Below are 22789 nucleotides of genomic sequence, written 5' to 3'. Positions count from 1 at the left end.
CCGGCAATCGAGGCGACACCGGAGCCGTCGCCCGTCAGCACGGCGGCGGGCCGAAATCCCCGCCGGGGATGGTGATCCGGCTCAAGGGGCGGGACCGTCGACCGAATAGGCGATCTGCACCTCTCGGGTGAAGATCGCGGTGCCGGCGACCAGCGGCACCGGCTCGGCGTCGCTGAGCACATAGTCGCGCACCAGCACCGGCGTCGCCGGCGCGATCGCCAGCTTGGAAGCGGTGTCGGCGGAGGCCGCGTCGGCGCGGATCACCCCCTCAATATGCGCGACGGGCCGCCCCATCTCGGCGAGGATGGTGAACATGGGTAGCCGCGAGAGGGCGTCGATGCTGAGCTTTTGCCCGAGCTCGATGCGCATGAAGCGGATTTCCTGCACCGTCGGCGTGCTGTCGAGGATGCGGATTCGTTCCAGGCGAAAGACATCCTCGCCGGGCTCCAGCCGCAGCCGCCGCGCCGTCTCCTCGGTCGGAGCCATGCGGGTGAAGCCAAGCAGCCGGAACTCGATCTTCGAGCCGCGTTCGAGCACCTCCTCGTCGAAGGAGCGCACGAGGGTGGTGTGCTGGGTGACGCGCACCTCGCGCCGGGCGACGAAGGTGCCCTTGCCGGCGATGCGGGTGATCTGTCCCGACGAGACGAGGGAGGAGAGGCCGTGGACGACCGTGTTGCGGGTGACGCGGAAGCGTTCCGCCAGCTCGGTCTCGGACGGCAGGCGGTCGCCCGGCCCGAAGGTGCCCGCCTCGATCTCGGCCAGGAGATAGCGCCGGATCTGCAGATAGGCAGGCTCCTGCCGCTCGATGATCATCAATAACGCCTGGCTGACTATACAAGGGTCGCCGGACCATAGCGACGCACCGGCGACCCCGTCAAACCGAGGCGCCGCGCGGCTGCTGGACGACATAGTCGATGTGGAACTCGTCACGGTAGCAGGATTCGCCGCCGACAAGCGGGCGGCGGTCGGCGCTGAACAGCACATAGTCGCGGATGAGCACCGGCGAGCCGCGCCGCACGCCCAGCCGGTCGGCGGTCTGGCCGCGGGCGAGGCCGGCGCGGATGCGTCCCTCGACGCGCTGGACCTGGAGGTCGAATTCCTCGTCGAGGATCCGGTGCAGCGACTTCGCCTCCAGCATTGCCGGGGTGATGTGCCGGCCCAGCTCGTCGGGGATGACGCGGTGCTCGATGCTCATCCGCTTGCCGTTGACGAGGCGCAGGCGATCGAGCTCGTACACATGGCCGTCGGGAGCAAGATGCAAGGTCGCGCTTTCGCCGGCGCTCACCGGGCGGCGCAGGAAGTGCAGCGTCTCATAGGCGATCTCCGCCCCCTTGGCGGCGACCTGCTCCTCGAAGGAGCGCACGCGGGTGAGGTCGATCGGCGCGCTGAGCGAGGCCGGCGCCACGAAGGTGCCGCTCCCCGAACGGCGAATGACCACCCCTTCGAAGACCAGCTGCTGCAGCGCGCGGGCGACGGTCGCGCGCGTGGTGCCGAAGAGCCGCGCCAGTTCCGGTTCGGACGGCGTCCGCGCGCCTTCCTTCAGCCGGCCGGAAGCGATCTCGTCGCGGATGAAGGTCTGGATGCGGGCATAGATCGGCGTGAAATCGGCCATGGACACGTTTATGTTCCCCACATCCCCGAAGTTGACTAGACAGCTAGTCAGCTATGTGGCTAGTGTAGTCCATGGCACGAGAGGGCGTAAGCCCCGAACTTCCAGGACAGACAGGCCATGACGACTTCCATGGACGTGCCGGCGCGTCCCGCCCGCAGCGCCCGCCTCTCGCCCGGCCAACGCTCCTTCGCGCTGCTCTACACCGCGTCGATCGCTGGCGGCCTGCTCATCTGGCAACTCGTGGCGCAGGGCTATTCGAGCTTCGTGCTGGCGTCACCGCTCGACGTGCTGAAGCGCCTGTGGAGCCTGACCGCTTCGGGCGAGCTGCCGCTGGCGCTCGCCGGAGCGCTCCAGCACATGATGCTCGGCTATCTCATCGCCTGCGCCATTGCCATCCCGCTCGGCATGCTGATGGGCCGCAACCGTTTCATCAACGATCTCGTCGATCCCATCGTCAACCTCGTCTATGCGGTGCCGAGCGTCGCCTGGGTGCCGTTCATCATGATCTGGTGCGGGCTCTATTTCGAGGCCCGTGTCGCGCTCGTCGTCATCATGTGCGTGTTCGACATGATCATCGTCGTCTCCACCGGCGCGCGCAACGCCGACCGCCGGCTGCTCGACGTCGGCCGCTCCTTCGGCGCCGGCGCCTGGCAGCGCACCCGCCTGGTACTGCTGCCGGAAAGCCTCCCCTTCCTGTTCACGGCCCTGCGGATCGGCGTGGTGCGGGCGGTCAACGCGATGATCACCGCCGAGCTGTTCCTCGCCGCCGTCAATCTCGGCGCGATCATGAAACAGGCCGCCGTGCGGCTCGACAGCGCGGCGGTGCTCGGCGTCCTCGCCGTTCTGTGCCTCCTCGGCCTCGCCTTGCAGGAAGCCCTGCTGGTGATCGAGCGCCGCATCTGCGTCTGGCGTCCGAGGACCAAGGCATGAAACTGCGTTCCCGCCTCACCAATCTTCTCGGCATCGCCCTCATGCTGCTGCTGTGGCAGCTCGCGGGACAGAATCTCGGCGACGCCCTGCTGGCGACGCCGGTCGAGGCCGCGCGCGCCCTCGTGGCCACGCTGCGGGAGCCGGGCTTCTGGGCCGCCCTGTGGCAGATGATGTGGCAGATGACGATCGGCTATCTGCTGGCCCTCGGCATCGGCGTCCCGCTCGGCATCGCCATGGGCCGCGTGCCGGTGGTCGACGCCATCGTCAAGCCGTGGGCGTCGATGTTCATCGTCGTGTCGGCGGCGGCGGTCGTCCCGCTCTTCATCATCCTGATGGGGCGGGGCCTCCTGTTCTCGACCGCCATCGTGTTCGTGGTGACGGTCTGGTACGTGGTGGTCTCCGTCACCGAGGCGGCGCGCGCCGTATCGCCGAAGCTGATCGACGTGGCGCGCTCCTTCGCCGCCAGCGATACCCAGCGCTTCCGCCATGTCATCCTGCCGGCGCTCCATCCCTATGTGATGATCGCCGCCCGCGTCGGCTTCGTCCATGCGCTGCGCGCCATGGTCACCGCCGAGATGTTCATCAGCGCCGGCTATGGCGGGCTGCTGAACAATGCCGGCCTCGACCTGTCGACCGCTCCTCTCTTCGCGCTGATCGTCATGCTGATGGTGATCAGCCTTTCGGCGACCACGCTCCTGCGCTGGGCCGCCGACCGCGCGGCTCCCTGGTATGCGAGCCGGACGCGGGATCGGTGAACGTTCATCCAAGAAACCAGAAGGGGACAGATGAGATGACCACGTTCGAGCCTTTGAGCCGGCGCGACCTGCTGCGTGCCGGCGCCGGAACCGGCCTGATGATCGGCATGGGCGCCACGGGGCTGATCACGCTCGGCCCGGTCGCCGAGGCGGTGGCCGAGACCGGCCGGGTGCTCAAGGTGAACACGCTTGCCGCGACCGCCGCCATCAACGTGCCGATGCAGGCGGCGCTGAAGGCGGAGCTCGCCAGGATCGCCGGCTTTGCTGCGCCGGAGGTGCGCCCGACCGCGAAGATCCCGCAGATCGCCTCGGAGGTGATCGCCGGGGCGGCCGATCTCGGCGACGCGGATGTCGCCTCCAGCCTCGCGGCGGCGGAGGCGGGCGCCGACATCAAGATCATCGGCCTGTCCTACAACAACACGTCGCAGGTCGTGGTCGTCAACGCCGACAAGACGAAGAGCCTCGAGGGGATCGCCCAGGAGGGCGGCACCATCGCCGTCAACAGCATCGGCGACTTCATGTACGTCATGCTGATCGGTGCGCTGATCAAGCGCCAGATCGATCCCAAGAAGGTCAACTTCATCGAGATGGGGTCTTCCGGCGACCGCGCCCGCGCGCTGATGGCCGGCCGCGTCGACGCCGTGCCGATGCACATCGAGCAGGCGGCCGAGCTCGCCACCAAGGGCAACTACCAGATCCTGGTGCGCCCGTGGGAGGAGTTCGGCAACTGGCTCAGCGCCGTCGTCATGACCACCGGCAAATGGCTGGAGCCGGATGCCAACAAGGCGGCGGCGGTCGCCGTGCTGAAGGCGGTGCTCACCTCCTTCCGCAAGGCCAATGGCGACTATGGCTGGTACAAGGAGCAGGTGGGCCTCTACGCCTCCTCGAAATCGCTGAAGGAGGCGGACGACGCCTTCCTCAAGCCGGTCTGGCAGACGCTCACCACCGACATCAAGGCGTTCCCGGCCGACATGCAGACGATGACGCCGGACGAGTTCGCCAAGGTATTGCCGGTCTACAAGGAGGCGGGCGCGCTCAAGGGCACGCTGAAGCTCGACGGCATCATCGACCGGACCTATGTCGACCAGGCCGTGAAAGAGCTCGGCTGACATGACGCATCTGTCCGTATCGAATGTCTGCAAGTCGTTCGGCAGCGTGCCGGTGCTGGTCGACCAGTCGCTGGACGTGGAGGAGGGCGAGTTCGTCGCTCTCCTCGGCCCGTCCGGCTGCGGCAAGTCTACCCTGCTGCAGATCATCAACGGCCTCGTGCCGGCCGATCGCGGCACCATCCTGCTCGACGGCAAGGACATCACCGGCCGGACCGGCGCCGGCCGGGGCATGGTGTTCCAGGGCGCCGACCTCTTCCCCTGGCGTACCGCGCTGGAGAACGTCGCCTTCGGCCTCGAAGTGATGGGTGTCGGCAAGGCCGAGCGGCTCGAGCAGGCGCGGCATTATCTGCATCTCGTCGGGCTGCGCGGCTTCGAGGAAGCCTGGCCGCACCAGCTGTCCGGCGGCATGCAGCAGCGTGTCGGCATCGCCCGCGCCTTCTGCATCCGTCCGAGCCTCCTGCTGATGGACGAGCCCTTCGGCGCCCTCGACGTGCAGACGCGCGACATCTTGCAAGACGAGCTGGTGCGCATCTGGGAGGCCGAGCGCAAGATGGTGCTGTTCGTCACGCACGGCATCGAGGAGGCGCTGTATCTCGCGGACCGCATCCTCGTCTTCTCGAAGCGCCCCGCCCATGTGCTGCGCGAAATCGTCGTGCCCTTCGAGCGGCCGCGCCGCGAGGAGATGAAGCTCGACAGCACCTTCCTGGAACTACGGCGCGAGATCTCCGATCTGCTGCGCCACGACATACACGCATAGGCCCTCATGAACGACCTGACCGCCACCGGCGCCGGAATCGGCCGCTCCATCGCCGCCACCCTCTCCCGGCTCACCTATGACGACTTGCCGCCGGATGTGGCGCGGATCGTCAAGCTGTTCACGCTCGACACGCTGGGCGTCATCGGCGGCGCCGCGAAGGCGCCGGGCATGGCCGATCTCCTCGCGGCGCTGACCGCGTGGGAGGGGGACGGCAAGGCGACGCTGCTGCTCGACGGCCGGCGGGTGAACCCGGCAAGCGCGGCGCTCGCCAACGGCGCCGCCGCGCATAGCCTCGATTTCGACGATCAGCACGATCCCGCGCGGGTGCACGTGTTCTGCGTCGTGCTGCCGGCCGTCCTGGCGGCGGTGGAGGCGAAGGATGGGCCGACCAGCGGCCAGGACTTCATCACCGCGGTGGCCGCGGGCGTGGAGCTGTTCTGCCGGCTTGGCCTCACCTGCTACAATTCCCTCGGCAAGGGATGGCATCCGACCACGGCGCTCGGCTCGATTTCCGCCGCGGCGGCGGCGGCGAAGATTTTCGGCCTTGACGCGGAACGCACGCTGCACGCTCTGGCGCTGGCTTTCGTCCAGCTCAGCGGTACCACGCAGTTCATCGCCGACGGCGCGCTCGCCAAGCGGATCGGCCCGGGCTTCGCCGCGCGTTCCGGCGTGCTCGCGGCGCATCTCGCCGCGTATGGCCTTACCGGCCCGTGGCGGTTCCTCGAAGGCGAGGCCGGCCTCTTCAAACTCTATGAGCGTGGCGAGGTGAAGCCCGAAATCCTCACCGGAGGGCTCGGCGAGACCTGGCATGTGCGCGATCTCAGCATGAAGCCCTATCCGTGCTGCCGCTGCGTCCACACCACGATCCAGCTGGCGCTCGAACTGCGCGCGCAGGGCCTGCGCGGCGAGGAGATCGACAGCGGCACCATCGAGCTCGGCGAAGTCAATCGCAAGATCGTGGGGGCGCCGTTCGACCGCGCTCATGCCAATCCGGTGGTGCATGCCCAGTTCAATGCCGCCTATGGCTTCGCCGCCGCTCTGACCGACGGCAAGGTGGAGATCGCCAGCTACGCGCCGGACCGCATCCGCGCCGACGACGTCGCCTTTGCCGGCCGCTTCACCACCATCGCCGCCTCCGACATCGAGCCGACCGCCATCGCGCCGGCCCGCGTGTCGCTGCGGCTCAAGGATGGCCGGACACTGATCGCGGAGCGCTGGACGATGAAGGGCGCGCCGGACGAGCCGATGAGCGAAGAGGAAGTGTTCGCCAAGTTCCGCGCGTGCCTCGGATGGGGATTCGATGCGCCGGCGGATGCGGTCCTGCGCTTGCAAAAGAAGGTCATGGCGCTCGATACGCTGGAAGATGCGCGTGAGCTGGTGACGGACTTCCTCGCCTGCCGGCGCTGATCTGGCGCGTCTCGGCATTCAGGCCGGAATCGCAATTTCACTCTTCGGCTGCTCCGCTCTTTGGCTGGTCGCGATGCCCACGCCGCACGGAGCGCGTCGGGATTTCCAAACGCGCGCGGAAGACGGCCAGTGATTGCATGAGCCGGAAGCCTCATGCCCGCGATCTTGTCGTCGATCGTGACCGCGGCTGCCCATGGGCGCCGTCGGGGATGGACGTTTTCGGGCCTCCGCTTCGCCATGCCCGGCCCCCTGCGCCATGCGGCCGCGTTCCGCATGGCGCGCAGCTCCGGCGTTCCTGTCTCCGTACGGCTCCGGCTTCAGGGTAAGCCGGGTTTCGTCCCATCCGGATGGATTCCGGACGGTGTCGCCGGCGGGCTCCTTGCTCAGGCGGGGAGGGGCGGCGCGGGGGCGCTCGTGGAGCCGCCCGCGCCGGAGTCCGGGTCTATCGCGAGGGGCGGGGGACGCCGGTGGGGCAGGGCGCCGCCGTGGAGAGGGCGGGGACGGCAACGCTGTCCCCCCTTGCCGCCGGACGCCTATGAGGGGGAGGAGGCGCCGGTCTGGGGTGTCTTGTCCAGCGTCCAGCCCAGCCGGCTGTAGAGGTAGCGCTGGTAGCTGAGGATATCGACCCGGCGCAGGTCGCGCACGCGCGCGCCGTCGCGGGTACGCAGCGCCAGTACGATTTCCTGCATGATCTGGTTGGTGAATTCGAGGAAGGCGGGATCCTGCACCATCGGCGCGTGCAGCGCCCGCGCCATCATCGGCGCGCCGCGCAGCCGCATCGTGCGGATCAGCGAGGCGAGAAGCGGCGAGCCGCAATGCTCGGAAACGAAGAAGGCCCAGTTGTGGATGCTGCGCATGTGCTCCGCCGGGGTGCCGTGGAACTGCGCGTGGTGGGAGGCCCGCGTCAGTTCCTGCAGCCGGTCGAAATCCGGCTCGGTCGCGCGGAGCGTGAACAGCGCGGCGGCCTCGCCTTCCAGCAGCGCGCGCAGCGACCACACCTCGTCGCATTGCGCCCGCTCCAGCAGCGGTACCTGAATGGTGCGCGCGGGCGTTACCTCCAGCGCGTCGTCGGCGACGAGGCGCGCCACCGCCTCGCGCACGGGCTGCATGCTGGTGCCGTAGGTGGTCGCCAGCGAGCGCAGCGATACCTTGGCGCCCGGCAGCATCTTCCCGTCGAGCATGTCCTGCCGGATGGCGGAGTAGACCTGGTCCGACAGCGTGCTGCCGCCATTGCCGTTCTGCTGTGTCACGCGTCCCTCGTTTTCCACGACGCCGGCGTCCGGAGGCTGCCGGCCGGACGCGGCGGCCCGGCCCCGCGCGGGCGGTCCCCTTCCTTCCTTTGGCCCAGTCCCGCCACGGCGTCCATAGCCGGCGGCCGGTGAGCCGGCCTTCCGCCGGCCGAGTAGCATGCGTAGTGTGATCACAATCGGCGGTGCTACGGATATTGCTACCATGGTTTGGGGGTCGAAAGGCTCAGACTTAGGTCGGAATGCACGCAAATGCGCAAAGCCTTGACGCTGCCGAGGAAGTGAATGTAGCTTTTCCCATCAACTGTGATCACATATCGGGAGCGCGTCGATGAACGTCCAGGCGCGGGGTGCCAACCACCCCGGCAACATGGTCATGCTGCCCTTCTCCAACCTTCGGCGGCTGCGCGAGGAGCGCCCGCTGATGTTCGTGAAGGGCAAGGGCATCTACACCTTCGACGAGCATGGCCGGGACTACATCGAGGCGGTTTCGACCTTCTACTGCGTCAATCTCGGCTTCAGCGACGAGGAGTTGATCGAGGCGGCGGTGGAGCAGCTTCGCGCGCTGCCCATGTACCCCTCGGGCATTCACCGCACCGTGCCGGTGGTCATGGAGCTCGCCGAGCGCCTGGCGGAGAAGGCGCCGGTGCGCGGCGGCCACGTGATGTTCGCCACCACCGGCTCGGAGGCGAACGACCAGCTGCTGAAGTTCACCTGGTACGCCAACCGCGTCGCCGGCGAGCCGCAGCGCCGCAAGATCATCTCGCGGCGGGCGAGCTACCATGGTGGCACCATCGCCACCACCGCCCTAGCCGGCAGCCCCGCTTTGCAGGAGGCTTTTGGCATTCCGACCGGCGACAGCCTGTTCGTTTCGCACCCGACCTGGCCCATCGGTGCCGATCCGGGCGAGACCGAGGAAGCCTATACCGACCGCCTCGTCGAGGAATTGCGCCAGACGATCGAGGCCGCCGGGCCGGAGACGGTCGCGGCTTTCATCGCCGAGCCGGTCTCGGTCTCGTCGGGCATGTTCCCGCCGCCGGTCGGCTATTTCCAGAAGGTGAAGGCGCTACTCGATCGCTACGGTATCCGTCTGTTCGCCGACGAGGTCGTAACGGGCTTCGGCCGCACCGGGCGCCTGTGGGGCAGCGAGACGCTGGGGATCGAGCCGGATTGCATCAGTTGCGCCAAGGGGCTCTCCAGCGCCTATCAGCCGATTTCCGCCGTGGTGATGTCCGATGACTTCTACAGCTACCTCGAAGAAGGCAGCAATTCGGCCGGCATCTTCAACCATGGCGGTACCTATGGCGGCCATCCCGTCTCGGCTGCGGTGGCCCTGAAGGTGCTCGACATCTTCGAGCGCCGGAACATTCTCGGCCATGTGCAGTCGATCATGCCGATCTGGCAAAAGGCGCTGGCGAGCCTTGAAGATCACCCGCTCGTCACCGCCACGCGCTGCTTCGGCCTTGCCGGCGCGGTACAGATCGCTCGTCCGGGCGAGGGCGGGCCGGTGGCCGCGTCACCTTCGCTCGCGCCGGGCGGCCTGAGCGAGCAACTCTATCAGGAGGGCCTCGCCGCCGGCGTCGTCGTGCGCCCGTTGCAGGGCTGCGTCGTGCTTGCGCCGCCGCTCATCATCACCGAGGCCGAGATCGGCGAGCTCTCAAGGCGCCTGCGCGTCGCGCTGGATGCCACACTCGCCGCCCTTCCGCGCTGACTGGCCGCGCGGCATCTATCTCCGTGTCTCGCGCATGAACCAAAGGGGGCGGAGCGGTTCGCCCCCTGCCGGTGGATTTCCCGACATGAACATGATCGACCGTTGGTTGGCGGTAGGCGTCGTCGCCTGCTGGGCCGGCACGCTGGTGCTGGTGAAGCAGGGCGTCGCGGAAATGCCCCCCATGCTCATGAGCGTGATGCGCTTCACGCTCGTCGCTGCGCTGGTGGTGCCGTTCACACGCATCGGACGGCGGCACATACCCTGGCTGCTGCTCGTGTCCTTCACATTTGGCACGGTGCATTTCGGCCTGCTGTTCATGGCGCTGGGCCTCGCCGAGGTCGGCACCAGCGCGGTGCTGGTGCAGCTCGGCGCGCCGATGGCGAGCCTTCTCGCCTGCCTCGTCTTCCGTGAGCCGCTGGGTCTCATGCGGGCCTTCGGACTGGCGCTGACGGTTGCCGGCGTGTTCGTGCTGGCGCAGGGGCCGACCTTCCCCGGCTTCCTGCCGCTGGCCTTGCTGGTCGCCAGCGCCGCCGGTTGGGCCGTCACCAATCTCGTCGTGAAGCTCATGCCGCCGTTAGACGCCATGGCTCTGACGGGGTGGTCTTCACTGTTCTGCGTGCCGCAGCTTGCGGTGGCGGCGCTGCTGTTCGAGGGCGATCCCTGGCCCCACCTCGCCGCGGCCGGCTGGCACGGATGGAGCGCGGTCGTCTACAGCGCCGTCGTTTCGTCAGTCATGGCCTATGGCGTCTGGTACTGGTTGCTGGCGCGCAATCCGGTAAACGCCATCGTGCCCTATTCCATGCTTAATCCGGTGATGACGATCGGCCTTGGCGTGCTCGTGGTCGGCGAGAGTATTCCTCCGCTCAAGATCGCCGGCACGGTGCTGATCCTCGGCGGCGTGCTGCTGGTGCTCCGGCAGCGGCGGCCGGCCGCCGCCTGAAGAGGATGCCGGCGCTGGGTCGGCATCCTCCGCCGCGTCAGAGTACCTCGGTGCCGTGCCAGCCCTCGGCGCGCTTCTGCCAGAAGGTTTCCTTCAGCTGCATCGAGATCGGACCGGGCACGTCATTGCCGAGGATACGACCGTCGATCCGCGTCGCCGGCATGATGCCGCCCGCGGTGGTGCAGGCGAAGATCTCGTCGGCGTTGACGAATTCCTCGACCGTCACGTCGCGTATCTCAAGCGGCAGCCCCAGTTCTTCGCAGAGCTCGAAGACCGAGAGGCGGGTAATGCCGTCCAGTCCGCCACGCGCGGGCGTGATGACGCGACCGTTGACGATGCAGAACACGTTGAAGCCCGGACCTTCGGTGACGTTGCCGGTCTCGTCCGTCAGCACGGCGAAGTCCGCGCCCGCCTCCTTGGCCTCGAACATCCCCTCGGTCAGGTCGCCCCAGTGGAAGTTCTTCACGCGCGGGTCGAAGGAGGATGGGGGAATGCGCTTCACCTTCGGGATCATCAGATGCATGCCGCGCACTTCCATTTCCGGGCTGACGACCGAGATCCACGGCACCGCCGAACAGGAGAGATAGGAGCGGCAGGAGGCGGGATGGCGTAGCGCTCCCGGCGCCGGCGAGGCCCGCAGGCATTCCATTGATACGTAGGCGTCGCGCACATCCGCCATCAGCACCAGCTTCATGAGGATGTCGCGGATCTCCGCGTCGCCCTCCGGCGGCTCCATGTGCAGCGCCGTCATCGAATTGCGGAAACGTCTTATGTGGTCGTCGAGCCGGAAGAAGCGCCCATCGCGCACGCCGACGACGTCGTAGGTGACGTCCGAGCGCCGGTAGCCCCAATGAGTGACGGGAATCTTCGCCTCGGCGAGCGGCATGAATTCGCCGTCGAGATAGGCGGCCCCTCCGGCATATCTGCCACGCAGCGTGGCGATCTCGTCGGTCATCGCGTCCATTTCCGGGGTTCCTTTCTTTTCGAAGGGCCGATCGTCTCAGCGGGCACCGCTGAAGCGGCGACGGGCCAGCAGGACAAGCAGGGTGAGAAGCACGGTGCCGGCGATGAACAGGAAGGCGGCCGCGGCGATGGCAGGACTGATGCTGTCGCGCAGCGTGGCGAACATCTGCCTGGCCAGCGTCCGCTGACCGGGACCGGCAAGGAAGATGTTGAGCACCACCTCGTCCAGCGAGACGGCGAAGGCGAGAACGGCCCCGGTCATGATGCCGGGAAAGGCGAGCGGCAGCGTGACGTGCCGGAGCGTCGCCGCCGGTCCGGCTCCGAGGCTCGCCGCCGCCAGCTCGAGCCGCGTGTCCATGCCCTGCAGCGAGTTGGCCACGCTGACGATCACCAGTGGGATGGCGATCACCGTATGGGCGATGATGATGCCGGCATAGGAACTGGAGAGCCCGAGCTTCGCGTAGAGGATCTGCATGCCCACGCCCAGCACCACTGCCGGCACCACCATCGGCAGCAGGAAGACGGTGTTGAGCGGGGCGCTGACGAAATTGAGCTTCTCGCGCAGACCCAACGCCGCCAGGACACCGAGCACCGTTGCCAGTATCGTGGTGCCGGCGCCGATGATCAGGCTGTTGACGATGGAGTCGCGCCAGACCGGCGTGGTGAACAGCTCCTCGAACCAGCGCAGGGAGAAGGACGGGATCGGATAGATCAGGAACTGGCTGGAGGTGAAGGCCAGCGGCAAGATGACCACCAGCGGCAGGAGCAGGAAGCAGACCGCCAGAACGCCGAAGACGGCGGAGATGAGCTTGCCGGCCATCTCACATCCTCCCGTTCACGCTGGTGCGGCCGGAGAGCTGCACGTAGACGACGTAGAGGATGAGCGTGATGACGAGGAGCACGATGCCGAGCGCGCTCGCCATGCTCCAGTTCGCGGTCTGGGTCGAATAGAAGGCGATGACCGAGGAGATCATCTGGTCGCCGGCGCCGCCGACCAGGGCGGGCGTGATGTAGTAGCCGACCGCCGTCATGAAGACGAGAAGCGCCCCCGAGATCACCCCCCTCAGGCTGAGCGGCAGCAGTACGTGGAGGAAGGCCCGCAGCGGATGCGCGCCCAGCGAGGTTGCGGCCGGCATGAGGTTGGTCGGAATGGTCAGCAGCACGCTGTAGATCGGCAGCACCATCAGCGGCAGCAGCACATGCGTCATGGCGATGACCACGCCGGTGCGGTTGAAGATAAGCGGCAGCGGCGAGGAGATCGCCCCCATGCTCAGCAGGAAGCCGTTGATCAGCCCCTGCTCCTGCAGAAGGATGAACCAGGCGGCGGTGCGCACCAGAAGCGAGGTCCACAGCGGCAGCAGCACGGCCGTCAGCAGGATGGTCCGCGTGATGCCCGTCGAGGCGGCAGTGAGCAAGGCATAGGGATAGCCGATCAGCACGCAGAAGAAGGTGACGACGGCGGCGATCCAGAAAGTGCGGATGAAGATCGTCCGGTTGGCGGAGGCGCCGTCCGGCAGTCCCGCGATCTCGCCCGCCTTGTTGCGCTCGAGGTCGACGGCGGCGAGCAGATAGCGGTCGGTCATCGGCTCCAGGGCATCGGCGATGGCGATCCAGAAGGCCGGTTGTGCCCACCGCTTGTCGACATCCGTCAGCAGCGGGCCGGTTTCCGGCTTCGCGACCGCCGACAGGGTCTTGGTCATCAGCGTGCGATAGCCGGACTGGGCGCTGTTGAGGCGGCGCACCATGTCGCCAACCGCCTTCTCGTCGTCGGCGGCGCGCAGGTCGGCGATGAGGGCGGCCTGCATCGCCTCGGTCGGCGGCGCGGTCCGATCCCAGCCGGCGATCGCCTCGGTGGTGCGTGGCAGCAGATGCAGCACGGCGTCGTCGAGGACCGACTGCTTGACCATGATGCCGAGCGGCCAGACGAAGAAGATGCCGATGAACAGCGCCAGCGGCAGGATCAGCAGCGCCGCCCGGGTCTTTCGGTTCCAGAGCCGGGCCATCATGGCACGATCACCCAGCAGTCTTCCGGGGCGAAGGTCGCGTTGATCTTCGCTCCCGGCGTCCATTCCGCCGCGCGCCGGTCGCGCCGGGCGACCAGCCGCTGGCCGGGCCCCTGCAACTGCACGCGCAGATGATCGCCCTGATAGATCGAATCCGTCACCGCGACGGGGATGCTGTTGATCGCCGCCGGCGCCTCGGACAGTTCGACCTTCTCGGGCCGGACGGTCGCCAGCACGCGGCGGCCGGCATCGAATTCCGCCCGGTCGCGTACCCGCAGCATGTCGCCGCTGTCGAGCCGGATCAGCGCCTCGCCGCCTTCCCGGCCGGCGATTTCGCCCTCCATGAGGTTCGTCTCGCCGATGAACTCGGCGACGAAGCGGGTCGCCGGATGGTCATAGATCATGCGGGGGGTATCGATCTGTTCGATCAGCCCCTTGTTGAACACCGCGATCCGGTCCGACATGGTGAGCGCCTCGGACTGGTCGTGCGTGACGAAGACGATGGTGAGGCCGAGCCTCCCGTGCAGTTCGCGAATGTCGAGCTGCATCTGCTCGCGCAACTGCTTGTCGAGTGCGCCGAGCGGCTCGTCCATCAAGACCACGCCGGGCTCGAACACCAGTGCACGGGCCAGCGCCACGCGCTGCTGCTGGCCGCCGGAGAGCTGCGCCGGCCGGCGCTCGCTCAGCGCGGCGAGCTGCACCATGTCGAGCGCCCTGTTGACCCGCGCGGCGATCTCCGCCCGTCCGACACCGCGCATCTTCAGCGGGAAGGCGACGTTCTGCGCCACGGTCATATGCGGAAAGAGCGCGTAGCTCTGGAACACCACCCCCATGTTGCGCCGGTGCGAGGGGATGTCGTTGATCATATGTCCGTCGACATAGATCGTTCCTTCCGTCGCGTCCTGAAAGCCGGCGAGCATCATTAGGATCGTCGTCTTGCCGGAGCCCGACGGCCCGAGCAGGCTCAGAAACTCGCCGCGCACGATGTCGAGGCGCAGATTGTCGACCACGCGCAAGGCGCCGAAGGTCTTCGTCACGCCGTCGAGGCGAATATGGTAGTCGACCACGTCCGGTCTCCGTTCGGTGCCTGGCCGTCTCCGGCCCGCATGGGGCGGACCGGAGCATGGCGTCAGGCGGACTGACGGGAGCCTGCGGTGCCGACCGCAGGCGAAGGATCGGTGAGGCGCCCGGCGGCCCGTCCGGAGACGGGCGGCCGGGCCGCGGCGGCGGTCGTCAGCGCGCGGCGAGCCAGGCGTTGAAACGCTTGGTCAGGCTCTCATTGTTGTCGATCCAGAACTCGATGTTCAGCGGCACTGCCTCGGCGAGGTTCTTCGGATCGGTCGGCAGGTCCTTGGAGATTTCCGCCGGCACCATCGCGGCGGCCTTCTTGCTGGGCAGGCCGTAGGTGATGAGCTCGGCCATCTTCACCTCCGGCTCGGGCTGGCTCATGAAGGCGATGGCCTTCATCGCCGCTGCCTTGTTTTCCGAGCCCTTGAGGATGACCCAGCTGTCGGTGGCGGTGACGTTGCCCGGCCAGACGAAGACGAACTTCTTGCCTTCCTTCTTGTTCACGTTGGCGATGCGCCCGTTGTAGGAGGCGGTCATCGCCACCTCGCCGGATGCCAGAAGCTGGATCGGCTGCGCGCCGGCTTCCCACCAGATGAGATTGGGGCCGAGTTCCTCCAGCTTCTTGAAGGCGCGATCGATGCCTTCCGGCGTCGACATGACCTCGTACAGATCCTCGCGCTTCACGCCGTCGGCCAGCAGGGCGAATTCGATGGTGTATTTCGGGCCCTTACGCAGCGCGCGCTTGCCGGGATACTTCTTCAGGTCCCAGAAATCGGCCCAGCTCTTCGGCCCGTCCGGCCACTTCACGGAATCGTAGGCAAGGCCGGTGGAGGAGGTCAGCGCGCCGACGCCGCAATCGCTGACGCTTTCATCGAGGAAATCCTCCTTCGGGCCGATCTGCTCCCAGTCCAGCTTCTCGTAGATGCCGTCGGCGCAGCCCAGCACCAGTTCCTCGGCCTCGACCTGCACGAGATCCCAGTTCGGCGTGCCGGCGCTCACCTTGGACTGCAGGACGCCGTAGCCGCCGTCCCAGGAATCCTCCAGCACCTTGGTGCCTTCCTTCTCCGCAAAGGGCTTGAAATAGGCTTCGCGCTGGGCGTCCTGGGTGGCGCCGCCCCATCCGACGATGGTGAGATCGCGGGCCAGCGCCGGCGTCGTGGCAATGGCGACGACGGCCGCAGAGACGAAACCGAGGCGACGCAAGGCGTACTTGGTGGTCATGCTGCTGTTCTCCAGTTGGAAGGGGGGCCAGCGCTCGAGCGCCGGCATTGTTGTGGGAGGCGGCGGTCAGGCCGGCTCCATCCGGACCGCGAGGGTGGCGGCGACATCGTCCAGCGCCTGGGCGAACGCGGCGAGGAGAGCGTCCACCTCGGCGAGGCTGATGATGAGGGGCGGGGAGAAGCCGATCGTGTCGCCCATGGCGCGGGTGAGCACGCCGAGTTCCTGCAGCCGGGTATTCACCAGCAGGCCGAGGCCGCCGGGCTGTTCCGGAAGGCCGCTCTTGGCCTGCTTGTCGAGGACGAGCTCGACCCCTGCCACGAGACCCACGCCGCGCACATTGCCGACGAGCGGATGATCGGCGAGCGCCTCCAGTCCCGCGCGCAGATGGGCGCCGGAGCGCGCCGCGTTCTCGACGAGGCCGTCCTCCTCGATGATGCGCAGCGTTTCCAGCGCGGCAGCGGCCGTCACCGGATGTCCGCTGGCGGTGAAGCCATGCCCGAGAATGCCGAGGCGCCCGCTCTCCTCGATGATCGGCTCGACGACCTTCTCGTTCACGAGGACGGCGGAGATCGGCAGATAGGCCGAGGACAGCTGCTTGGAGAGCGTCATGATGTCCGGCTCGATGCCGAAGGTCGTGCTGCCGAACAGCGTACCGGTTCGCCCGAAGCCGCAGATCACCTCGTCGGCGACCAGCAGGATGTCGTACTTGCGCAGCACGGCCTGCATCTTCGGCCAGTAGCCTTCCGGGGGCACGATAACGCCGCCGCCACCCATGACCGGCTCGCCGATGAAGGCGGCGATGGTCTCCGGCCCCTCGCGGAGGATCAGCGCCTCCAGCTCCGCGGCGAGCCGCGTGGCGAACTCTTCCTCGCTCTCGGCCGGCAGGGCGTTGCGGTAATGGTCGGGTGCCGTGACGCGCAGCACCTCCGGCCCGACGAGATCGAAACCGCGATGGTTGGCCGGCAGACCGGTGAGGCAGGAAGCGGCGATGGTCAGGCCGTGGAAGGCACGATCGCGGGCGATGAACTTCTTGCGCTCCGGCTGGCCCATGGCGTTCGCCCGGTACCAGACGAGCTTGATGACGGTATCCACCGCCTCGGAGCCGGAGTTGGTGAAGAATACTTTGCTCATCGGCACCGGAGCGAGGCTGACGAGCTTCTCGGCAAGGTCGACCACCGGCCCGTGCGAGCGATGGGCGAAGGTGTGATAGTAGGGCAACGTCTTCATCTGTTGATAGACGGCATCGGCCACCCGGGTCTCGCTGAAGCCGAGCCCGGCGCACCAGAGCCCGGCCAGCGCCTCGATGTATTTGCGGCCGGAAGCGTCGAAGACATGCACGCCCTCGCCACGCTCGATGACCAGCGGACCGATCTCGCGGTGCCTGGCGGCATTCGTCGCGGGGTGGAGATGGAAGGCGATGTCGCGGGCTTCGATGGAATTGGGGAGTGGCATGGATGGCCCCTTTTGATGCCTATCAAATATGCATGATTGCTAGGCGGGCAGCTTATTGTGTGATCACAGTTGCTGGACATGACTGAAATCACAGGTGTTTTTCGGTCCGCAAATCCGCGGAATGGGCTTCCGGAACCCAATAATTGACATCGGATCGGCAAATGTGATCACGAAAAGACTCCTTATAATCTGTGGCTTGTGTCGATGGCGGGCTGGGGTGATCCTGATTTCGCAAAAGCCGTTCCACTTTCCGTTGGGGCCTGGTTAGCCTTTGGTCGGGGAGAGGATCAGGGCGGCTGTGGGGCCGTGCGATCACTGCTGGGAGCCGTTGGCGCGTGCCAATGCGGGAGCTATCGCCCCTCGATGTGGTCGAGGGGACGCTCGACGCTTAGGTGACTGTTTGCCGGTGTTTCTTGAGGCGTCGAGCGGCTGGCCTTTGCCGCAGGCGCCTTCAGTTTCGCTCTGCGAGCGCCGATCCAGCCCGCGCAGCCGCTGCCTCCCGCCGCCTGTGGGGCGTGGGCAAGTGTCTCTGGATGAGCTTCTGTCTCTGGATGACCTTCGACGTGGTGCAGGAGCAGGTCATCCGTGCGTGCTTCTGCCCCGTTCGATCACCGGCGGCATTCCTTATCGGTTCAAGCAATTGATTGACCTGATTTCGCAGAAGGATGTGCTCTTTTCGTTCGATGCCAATGGGTTTTCGGGGGGGGTAAATGCCAGCCGAGCTGCGGTAATATATGCTCGGGGATTGGATTGCGCGCCCACGTCAACTTGGACACCGGGCGAGAGCTACGATTTCCAGAAGCCCTAACGTCGAGGCTTGGCTCAGGATGATCGGCGTAACGGATATCGATTCAATTCTGATCGAGCGCACGCTGTTTGGGTTGGAAGCTGAGCAGGTGGCGCGTGCGAACGCAAAGATCGAGGCAGAACGGCTGGCACTGGAGTTTTGAGCCCGGGTGAAGCGGTCGGTGGTCGAACGGCGCAGGCTCTGATCAACGGCACCTGGCACCAGAGCCGATGGTCTATGGCGCGTCGATCATAAGAGAGCGAGACGTTCATCCGCGCGGAAGCGGGACTCCCGCGCGGAGCGGCGGCATGCCAAAGGCGGCCGAAGTGGAGGAGGTCATCGGTTCCGACTTGGGACGGCGGAGGCGGGTTTCGGCCGTCACTTCGCGGCGGCTTCGTTCCCGGTCCGCCCGGCCCGGCGGCGGCGCAGCAGGCGGCCGTTCAGGACGAGATGGGCGAGAAGACCGACGACCAGTCCCCAGAACGCGCCGCCGATTCCGAGCAGCTTTATGTTCGCGGCGGAGGCCAGGAAGGTGATCAGCGCGGCTTCGCGGGACGCCGGATCGGCCATCACTCCGGCGAGGCTGCCCCCGATCGTGCCGAGCAGCGCCAAACCGGCCAGCGTGGTGATAAAGGTCGCCGGGAAAGCCATGAAGACGGCGGCGAGCGTGACGCCGAACACCCCGACCAGCACGTAGAAACAGCCGGCCGCGATGCCGGCGATCCAGCGTTTCGACGGGTTTTCATGCGCCTCCTTGCCCGTGGCGATGGCGGCGGTGATCGCGGCGATGTTGAACGCATGAGACCCGAACGGAGCCATGACGAGCGAACCCAGTCCCGTCACGGTGACGATCGGGTTGGCGCTGGTCCTGAAACCGTCGTTTCGCAGCACGAGCATTCCCGGCATGTATTGGCCGGTCAGCGTGATGAGGAACAGAGGCAGCGCGACGGACAGCAGCGCGTTCACCGAGAACTCCGGGCTGGTGAAGACGGGGGCCGCGAACTCCAGCTTCAGTTCCGACAGATCGACCCGCCCCTGCACGAGCAGGAGGGCCAGCCCGAGAACGAGGATGCCGACCACGGCATAGCGCGCCGAGAAGCGCTTCAGCGCGAGATAGGCAACGACCAGCAGGCCGACGAGCAGCGGATCGACGCTGGCGCCCCCGAACGCGCCGATGCCGAACGGCAGCAGGATGCCGGCCAGCAGGCCGGAGGCGATGCCCGGTGGAATCAGCCGGATGACCTTCTCGAAACAGCCCGATAACCCGAGCCCGACGAAGGCCGCCGCCGAGGCCATGTAGGCGCCGATGGCTTCCGGATACGGCGTCGTCGCCAGAGCCGTGACGAGAAACGCGGCCGCCGGCGTGGACCATGCCGTGATGATCGGCTCGCGATAGCGCCAGCTCAGGAACAGTCCCGTCAGTCCCACGCCAATGGACACCGACCAGACCCAGGACGCGGTGAGTTCCGGGCTCAGTCCCGCGACCTTCGCCGCCTGAAAGACCAGAATGAAGGTGCCGCCATAGTTGACGATGACGGAGATCAGGCCGGCGATGGCCGGATGGACGAGGTCGCTCAGGCGAATGGGAGACGATGCGGCACGGGACGACATGATCCTGACGAACCTCCTGAAGGTCGGCGCGGGATTACAGGCGGGATTTCAAGCGGGCTTGACACATAGCCGATCAATGGTCTGATATTTCCGTCCATTTTTATCCAATAGGTCAGACCATTTGTTCAGGCATTCCCAGCTCGAATCGGTGAAAGCGTGGATCGCCCATCCCGCTCACGTGGCGATGCCGCTTCATGCCCGGATCCAGCGGGCCATCCGGCAACTGATCGTCGATGGTGCGCTTGGGGCGGGGAAACCTCTGCCGGCCTCGCGCGCGCTTGCCCTGTCGCTGGGCGTATCGCGCGACACGATCGAGGCGGCCTACGCCCAGCTCCACGCCGAAGGTTTCATCGACCGCCGCGTCGGGAGCGGCAGCTTCGTGGCGCAGATGACGGAGTTCGCGTCCGGCCATCGCCCGTTCCGGCGGGATGCGCCGCCGCGCCACCAGGCTCCGAAGCTCAGCAAGCGCGGCAACGCCATGTTCCACGGTGGCGGGATACACGACGCGCTGTTGCCCAGGCCGTTTTCGCCCGGCGTGCCGGAAACGCGCAGCTTTCCGCTGCAGCTCTGGGAGAGGTTGGAGCGACAGGTGCGCCGGGAGGTCGGCACGCAGGCTCTGGCTCATGGCGATCCGCAGGGCACCGAAGCGCTACGCCGTGCCATTGCCGATTACGTGAATCTTGAGCGCGGGGCGCGCGCCACGGCCGACCGGGTGCTCGTTCTCACCAGTTCGCAGCAGGCCATGATGCTGTGCGCCAACGTGCTGCTCGATCCCGGCGACCGGATCTTCATCGAAGACCCGGCCTATCACGGGGCGCGCAAGGCGTTCGACACGGCAGGGCTGGAATGCGTCCCGATCCGGGTAGACCGGCACGGGATCGTCGCTAAGCGAATCCTGGCCGAACCGCGCAAGGCCAAAGCCGTTTCTTTGACGCCATCCCACCAGTTTCCGACCGGCGCGACGCTGGCGCTCGACCGGCGACTGGCGCTGATCGAATGGGCGGCACGGCATCAGGCGTGGATCATAGAGGACGACTACGACAGCGAATTCCACTATGCCGGCAAGCCGATGGCCTGCGTGCAGGGGCTCGATCCCCATGACCGGACGATCTATATCGGCACCTTCACCAAGTCGCTCTTTCCGGGCCTGCGGATCGGTTACGTCGTGCTGCCGCCGCAACTGGTGAAGCCGATGACCATCGCGCGCACCCTGCTCGACGGGCATTCCGCTCCGATGGCGCAACTGACGCTGGCCCGGTTCATGGAGGGCGGGCATTTCGGCGCCTATGTCCGGAGCATGCGCGGCATCTATGCGCAGCGGCTCGAGGCGCTCGCCGATCTCGTTCGGAAGCACCTGCCGGATTTCGTCGAGCCGCGCATTCCCGTTGGTGGGCTGCAAATGCCCTGCCTGCTGACCGGCGACCTGTCCGAGCGCGTTGCCATCGACGCCGGGCGGAACGCGGGCATCGAGCTTCTAGGCTTGTCGGCGCTGCACGCGACGGATGATGCCGAGGCTGGCTTCCTGATGGGCTTTGCAGCGTCCACGCCTGCCGAGATCGAGGTTGCGGTCAAGAGGCTGGCGAATGCGCTTCGGGCAGCAACGAAACGGTGAAGGCGATCCGGTTCTGCCGGGACCTCCCGCGTAATGGTCTGGTCGATCGCTCAAAAGTGGAAGGGACCGGCGGATCATTTTCCCGGTAGATGCGATGGGTGGCGCCCAGTCCCGCCGCATGGGTCATGGGCCGGCCGCGCAGGAGATCGTCAATGGGATCATCGGCTGTGCCGCCGTCCGCGGTCGGAAAGGCGGGAGGCGTCGCCGTCGCCTTCTCCACTGCAGATGAAGCCGCTGCCACCGGCGACACGATCCCCCTGCGAGGGGTGACCTGCTGCCGGTCGGGAGCGCGAGCAAGATGAGACCATTCTCGAAGACGGGGCTTCTGCCGGAGGAGATCGCCCGGTTCGGCGCCGATCCCGCCGGCACGTTCGCAGCGAACCTTTGCGCCGTCCAGGATCGCATCGCGGCGGCCTGTCATCGCAGCGGACGCCATCCCGAAGACGTCCGTCTCCTGCCCGTCACCAAGACGGTCCCTGCCAATGTCCTGCGGTTCGCCCATGCCGCGGGGATCTCCGACTTCGGGGAAAACAAGCTCCAGGAGGCTCGCGACAAACAGGCCGACCTCGGCGACCTGTCCATCCGCTGGAGCATCATTGGCCATCTCCAGACCAACAAGGTGAAGTATCTGGTCCGGCTGGCGTCGGAGTTTCATGCGCTCGACAGCATAAGGCTGGCGGAGGAACTCAACCGCCGGCTCGACGCCCAGAATCGTGACCTGGACGTCTTCGTACAGGTCAATACCTCGGGGGAAGACAGCAAATACGGCCTCCGTCCCGACGATCTCCGGCCCTTCATCGAACGCCTGGCGGACTATCCCCGGCTCAAACCGCGCGGGCTGATGACATTGGCGATCTTCAGCGCGGAGACGGATCGCGTGCGCGGTTGTTTCCGGCTGCTCCGCGACTTGCGGGACCGCGCCGTTGCCGTCCATCCGGGCCTGACGCAGCTTTCCATGGGCATGTCGGCGGATTTCGAGACCGCCATCGAGGAAGGAGCGCACATCGTGCGGGTTGGTCAGGCGATTTTTGGCGCGCGACCGACGGGTGATGCCTTCTATTGGCCGGGCCTTGCTCCCGGAGCGTGAAGCCCAAGGCAGGATCGCGAAGCGTGGGAACTGCTTCCAACGATGCGCACTCCGACGTCGGCAACTGTGGCCATAATCGGGGGCATGGGCGTCTCGCCGTGCCTTGGCCGCGTCGTCTTGATACCGATCTGCCCCTGAGACCGTGATGGCGGTGCCATTGATGCGGCAAGCTTGCGGTTCCGAGCTGCGCCCTTCCGCATCCGCGGATGCGACCAAGAATCGACATCGCTGGCGGTTCCCCATTCGGCTATCCGGCTCGAACCGATCATCGAGGGGAACCCCTATGCGCGCCACGCTTATCGCTCTTGCTCTCGTCGGCACCTCCACGGTCGCCTTCGCCCAGGAAGGTGACCTCGTGAAGTACTGCAAGGCCGACATTGCGCGGCTGTGCAACGGCGTGCAGCCGGGTGGGGGGCGCGTGATGAAGTGCCTGAAGGCGCACACCAAGGAAATGTCGGTCGGCTGCGCGCAGGCCCTGCAGAAGATGAAGGGCTGACGTCGCGCCGGTGAGGGGCGG

Annotated in this window: 21 protein-coding genes; 11 read left to right on the top strand and 10 right to left on the bottom strand. The window is 66.8% G+C overall.

The annotated features are described in order from the left end of the window. Nucleotides 1-81: 81 nt before the first annotated feature. Nucleotides 82-813, bottom strand: coding sequence for a GntR family transcriptional regulator (locus STARVERO_RS13435; RefSeq protein WP_159599397.1), 732 nt, complete (start codon nt 811-813; stop codon nt 82-84). Between the two features lie 61 nt (nt 814-874). Continuing rightward, nucleotides 875-1612 carry a GntR family transcriptional regulator gene (locus STARVERO_RS13430; protein ID WP_244616912.1) on the bottom strand — a complete coding sequence of 246 codons (738 nt, stop codon included), beginning with the start codon at nt 1610-1612 and terminating at the stop codon, nt 875-877. Between the two features lie 117 nt (nt 1613-1729). Between STARVERO_RS13430 and STARVERO_RS13425 the strand changes: the two genes are divergently transcribed. From STARVERO_RS13425 to STARVERO_RS13405, 5 genes are read left to right on the top strand one after another with little or no spacing between them, the layout of a single operon-like run. Continuing rightward, nucleotides 1730-2542 (top strand): ABC transporter permease, encoded by an 813-nt coding sequence (locus STARVERO_RS13425; protein ID WP_144344461.1) that lies wholly within the window; start codon nt 1730-1732, stop codon nt 2540-2542. After that, entirely contained in the window at nt 2539-3297 is a 759-nt protein-coding gene (locus STARVERO_RS13420) for an ABC transporter permease (RefSeq protein WP_159599393.1), read from the top strand. Before STARVERO_RS13425 ends, STARVERO_RS13420 begins: the two co-directional genes overlap by 4 nt. A 35-nt stretch (nt 3298-3332) precedes the next feature. Further along, entirely contained in the window at nt 3333-4406 is a 1074-nt protein-coding gene (locus STARVERO_RS13415) for an ABC transporter substrate-binding protein (RefSeq protein WP_159599391.1), read from the top strand. A 1-nt stretch (nt 4407) separates the two neighbouring features. Next, nucleotides 4408-5163 (top strand): ABC transporter ATP-binding protein, encoded by a 756-nt coding sequence (locus STARVERO_RS13410; RefSeq protein WP_144344464.1) that lies wholly within the window; start codon nt 4408-4410, stop codon nt 5161-5163. Nucleotides 5164-5169: 6 nt separating this feature from the next. After that, nucleotides 5170-6570, top strand: coding sequence for an MmgE/PrpD family protein (locus tag STARVERO_RS13405; RefSeq protein WP_159599389.1), 1401 nt, complete (start codon nt 5170-5172; stop codon nt 6568-6570). Between the two features lie 533 nt (nt 6571-7103). Here the strand turns inward: STARVERO_RS13405 and STARVERO_RS13400 are convergent. Continuing rightward, on the bottom strand, nt 7104-7820 hold the full coding sequence (locus STARVERO_RS13400) for a GntR family transcriptional regulator (RefSeq protein ID WP_159599387.1): 717 nt from the start codon (nt 7818-7820) through the stop codon (nt 7104-7106). A 328-nt stretch (nt 7821-8148) separates the two neighbouring features. Between STARVERO_RS13400 and STARVERO_RS13395 the strand changes: the two genes are divergently transcribed. Both STARVERO_RS13395 and STARVERO_RS13390 read left to right on the top strand, forming a co-directional pair. Next, nucleotides 8149-9528, top strand: a complete 1380-nt coding sequence (locus STARVERO_RS13395; protein WP_159599385.1) for an aminotransferase family protein — start codon at nt 8149-8151, stop codon at nt 9526-9528. Nucleotides 9529-9613: 85 nt separating this feature from the next. Further along, nucleotides 9614-10468 (top strand): DMT family transporter, encoded by an 855-nt coding sequence (locus tag STARVERO_RS13390; protein WP_144344468.1) that lies wholly within the window; start codon nt 9614-9616, stop codon nt 10466-10468. 37 nt (nt 10469-10505) lie between these two features. On the opposite strand, the gene STARVERO_RS13385 is transcribed toward STARVERO_RS13390, so the two are convergent. From STARVERO_RS13385 to STARVERO_RS13360, 6 genes are all read right to left on the bottom strand, one after another. After that, nucleotides 10506-11432 (bottom strand): aminotransferase class IV, encoded by a 927-nt coding sequence (locus tag STARVERO_RS13385; protein ID WP_159599383.1) that lies wholly within the window; start codon nt 11430-11432, stop codon nt 10506-10508. 36 nt (nt 11433-11468) lie between these two features. Next, nucleotides 11469-12251, bottom strand: coding sequence for an ABC transporter permease (locus STARVERO_RS13380; protein WP_159599381.1), 783 nt, complete (start codon nt 12249-12251; stop codon nt 11469-11471). 1 nt (nt 12252) lies between these two features. Continuing rightward, nucleotides 12253-13434 (bottom strand): ABC transporter permease, encoded by a 1182-nt coding sequence (locus tag STARVERO_RS13375; protein WP_159601768.1) that lies wholly within the window; start codon nt 13432-13434, stop codon nt 12253-12255. Continuing rightward, nucleotides 13434-14501, bottom strand: a complete 1068-nt coding sequence (locus STARVERO_RS13370; protein ID WP_159599379.1) for an ABC transporter ATP-binding protein — start codon at nt 14499-14501, stop codon at nt 13434-13436. The genes STARVERO_RS13375 and STARVERO_RS13370 overlap by 1 nt, the downstream gene beginning before the upstream one ends. A 166-nt stretch (nt 14502-14667) precedes the next feature. Further along, nucleotides 14668-15723: an ABC transporter substrate-binding protein gene (locus STARVERO_RS13365; protein ID WP_159599377.1), complete on the bottom strand. Its 1056-nt coding sequence runs from the start codon at nt 15721-15723 to the stop codon at nt 14668-14670. 66 nt (nt 15724-15789) lie between these two features. Continuing rightward, a complete protein-coding gene (locus tag STARVERO_RS13360; RefSeq protein WP_159599375.1) occupies nt 15790-17175 on the bottom strand; it encodes an aspartate aminotransferase family protein in 1386 nt (461 codons plus the stop codon). Between the two features lie 827 nt (nt 17176-18002). On the opposite strand from STARVERO_RS13360, the gene STARVERO_RS23700 reads away from it, so the two are divergent. Then, nucleotides 18003-18125, top strand: a complete 123-nt coding sequence (locus STARVERO_RS23700; RefSeq protein WP_280178124.1) for a hypothetical protein — start codon at nt 18003-18005, stop codon at nt 18123-18125. Between the two features lie 215 nt (nt 18126-18340). On the opposite strand, the gene STARVERO_RS13355 is transcribed toward STARVERO_RS23700, so the two are convergent. After that, nucleotides 18341-19573: a benzoate/H(+) symporter BenE family transporter gene (locus STARVERO_RS13355; protein ID WP_159599373.1), complete on the bottom strand. Its 1233-nt coding sequence runs from the start codon at nt 19571-19573 to the stop codon at nt 18341-18343. Between the two features lie 121 nt (nt 19574-19694). Here STARVERO_RS13355 and pdxR point away from each other — a divergent pair, with 121 nt between their 5' ends. The 3 genes from pdxR to STARVERO_RS13340 all read left to right on the top strand — a co-directional run bounded on the left by pdxR (nt 19695) and on the right by STARVERO_RS13340 (nt 22768). After that, nucleotides 19695-21185, top strand: coding sequence for a MocR-like pyridoxine biosynthesis transcription factor PdxR (gene pdxR, locus STARVERO_RS13350; RefSeq protein ID WP_159599371.1), 1491 nt, complete (start codon nt 19695-19697; stop codon nt 21183-21185). A 298-nt stretch (nt 21186-21483) separates the two neighbouring features. Next, a complete protein-coding gene (locus tag STARVERO_RS13345) occupies nt 21484-22272 on the top strand; it encodes a YggS family pyridoxal phosphate-dependent enzyme (protein ID WP_144344476.1) in 789 nt (262 codons plus the stop codon). 283 nt (nt 22273-22555) lie between these two features. Continuing rightward, on the top strand, nt 22556-22768 hold the full coding sequence (locus tag STARVERO_RS13340; protein ID WP_159599369.1) for a cysteine rich repeat-containing protein: 213 nt from the start codon (nt 22556-22558) through the stop codon (nt 22766-22768). The last annotated feature ends 21 nt before the right edge of the window (nt 22769-22789 follow it).

Origin of the sequence: Starkeya nomas (genome assembly GCF_902703545.1) — a bacterium.
Classification (GTDB): Bacteria; Pseudomonadota; Alphaproteobacteria; order Rhizobiales; family Xanthobacteraceae; genus Ancylobacter; species Ancylobacter moscoviensis.
The sequence above is the reverse complement of the archived record's forward strand: the minus strand, read 5'-3'. Positions and strand labels throughout refer to the sequence as shown.

Excerpts from the sequence above, each read along its gene's own strand:
- STARVERO_RS13435 (WP_159599397.1), bottom strand. The coding sequence starts at position 813 with ATGATCATCGAGCGGCAGGAGCCTGCCTATCTGCAGATCCGGCGCTAT.
- STARVERO_RS13430 (WP_244616912.1), bottom strand. The coding sequence starts at position 1,612 with ATGGCCGATTTCACGCCGATCTATGCCCGCATCCAGACCTTCATCCGC.
- STARVERO_RS13425 (WP_144344461.1), top strand. The coding sequence starts at position 1,730 with ATGACGACTTCCATGGACGTGCCGGCGCGTCCCGCCCGCAGCGCCCGC.
- STARVERO_RS13420 (WP_159599393.1), top strand. The coding sequence starts at position 2,539 with ATGAAACTGCGTTCCCGCCTCACCAATCTTCTCGGCATCGCCCTCATG.
- STARVERO_RS13415 (WP_159599391.1), top strand. The coding sequence starts at position 3,333 with ATGACCACGTTCGAGCCTTTGAGCCGGCGCGACCTGCTGCGTGCCGGC.
- STARVERO_RS13410 (WP_144344464.1), top strand. The coding sequence starts at position 4,408 with ATGACGCATCTGTCCGTATCGAATGTCTGCAAGTCGTTCGGCAGCGTG.
- STARVERO_RS13405 (WP_159599389.1), top strand. The coding sequence starts at position 5,170 with ATGAACGACCTGACCGCCACCGGCGCCGGAATCGGCCGCTCCATCGCC.
- STARVERO_RS13395 (WP_159599385.1), top strand. The coding sequence starts at position 8,149 with ATGAACGTCCAGGCGCGGGGTGCCAACCACCCCGGCAACATGGTCATG.
- STARVERO_RS13390 (WP_144344468.1), top strand. The coding sequence starts at position 9,614 with ATGAACATGATCGACCGTTGGTTGGCGGTAGGCGTCGTCGCCTGCTGG.
- STARVERO_RS13385 (WP_159599383.1), bottom strand. The coding sequence starts at position 11,432 with ATGGACGCGATGACCGACGAGATCGCCACGCTGCGTGGCAGATATGCC.
- STARVERO_RS13380 (WP_159599381.1), bottom strand. The coding sequence starts at position 12,251 with ATGGCCGGCAAGCTCATCTCCGCCGTCTTCGGCGTTCTGGCGGTCTGC.
- STARVERO_RS13375 (WP_159601768.1), bottom strand. The coding sequence starts at position 13,434 with ATGGCCCGGCTCTGGAACCGAAAGACCCGGGCGGCGCTGCTGATCCTG.
- STARVERO_RS13365 (WP_159599377.1), bottom strand. The coding sequence starts at position 15,723 with ATGACCACCAAGTACGCCTTGCGTCGCCTCGGTTTCGTCTCTGCGGCC.
- STARVERO_RS13360 (WP_159599375.1), bottom strand. The coding sequence starts at position 17,175 with ATGCCACTCCCCAATTCCATCGAAGCCCGCGACATCGCCTTCCATCTC.
- STARVERO_RS23700 (WP_280178124.1), top strand. The coding sequence starts at position 18,003 with ATGATCGGCGTAACGGATATCGATTCAATTCTGATCGAGCGCACGCTG.
- STARVERO_RS13355 (WP_159599373.1), bottom strand. The coding sequence starts at position 19,573 with ATGTCGTCCCGTGCCGCATCGTCTCCCATTCGCCTGAGCGACCTCGTC.
- STARVERO_RS13345 (WP_144344476.1), top strand. The coding sequence starts at position 21,484 with ATGAGACCATTCTCGAAGACGGGGCTTCTGCCGGAGGAGATCGCCCGG.
- STARVERO_RS13340 (WP_159599369.1), top strand. The coding sequence starts at position 22,556 with ATGCGCGCCACGCTTATCGCTCTTGCTCTCGTCGGCACCTCCACGGTC.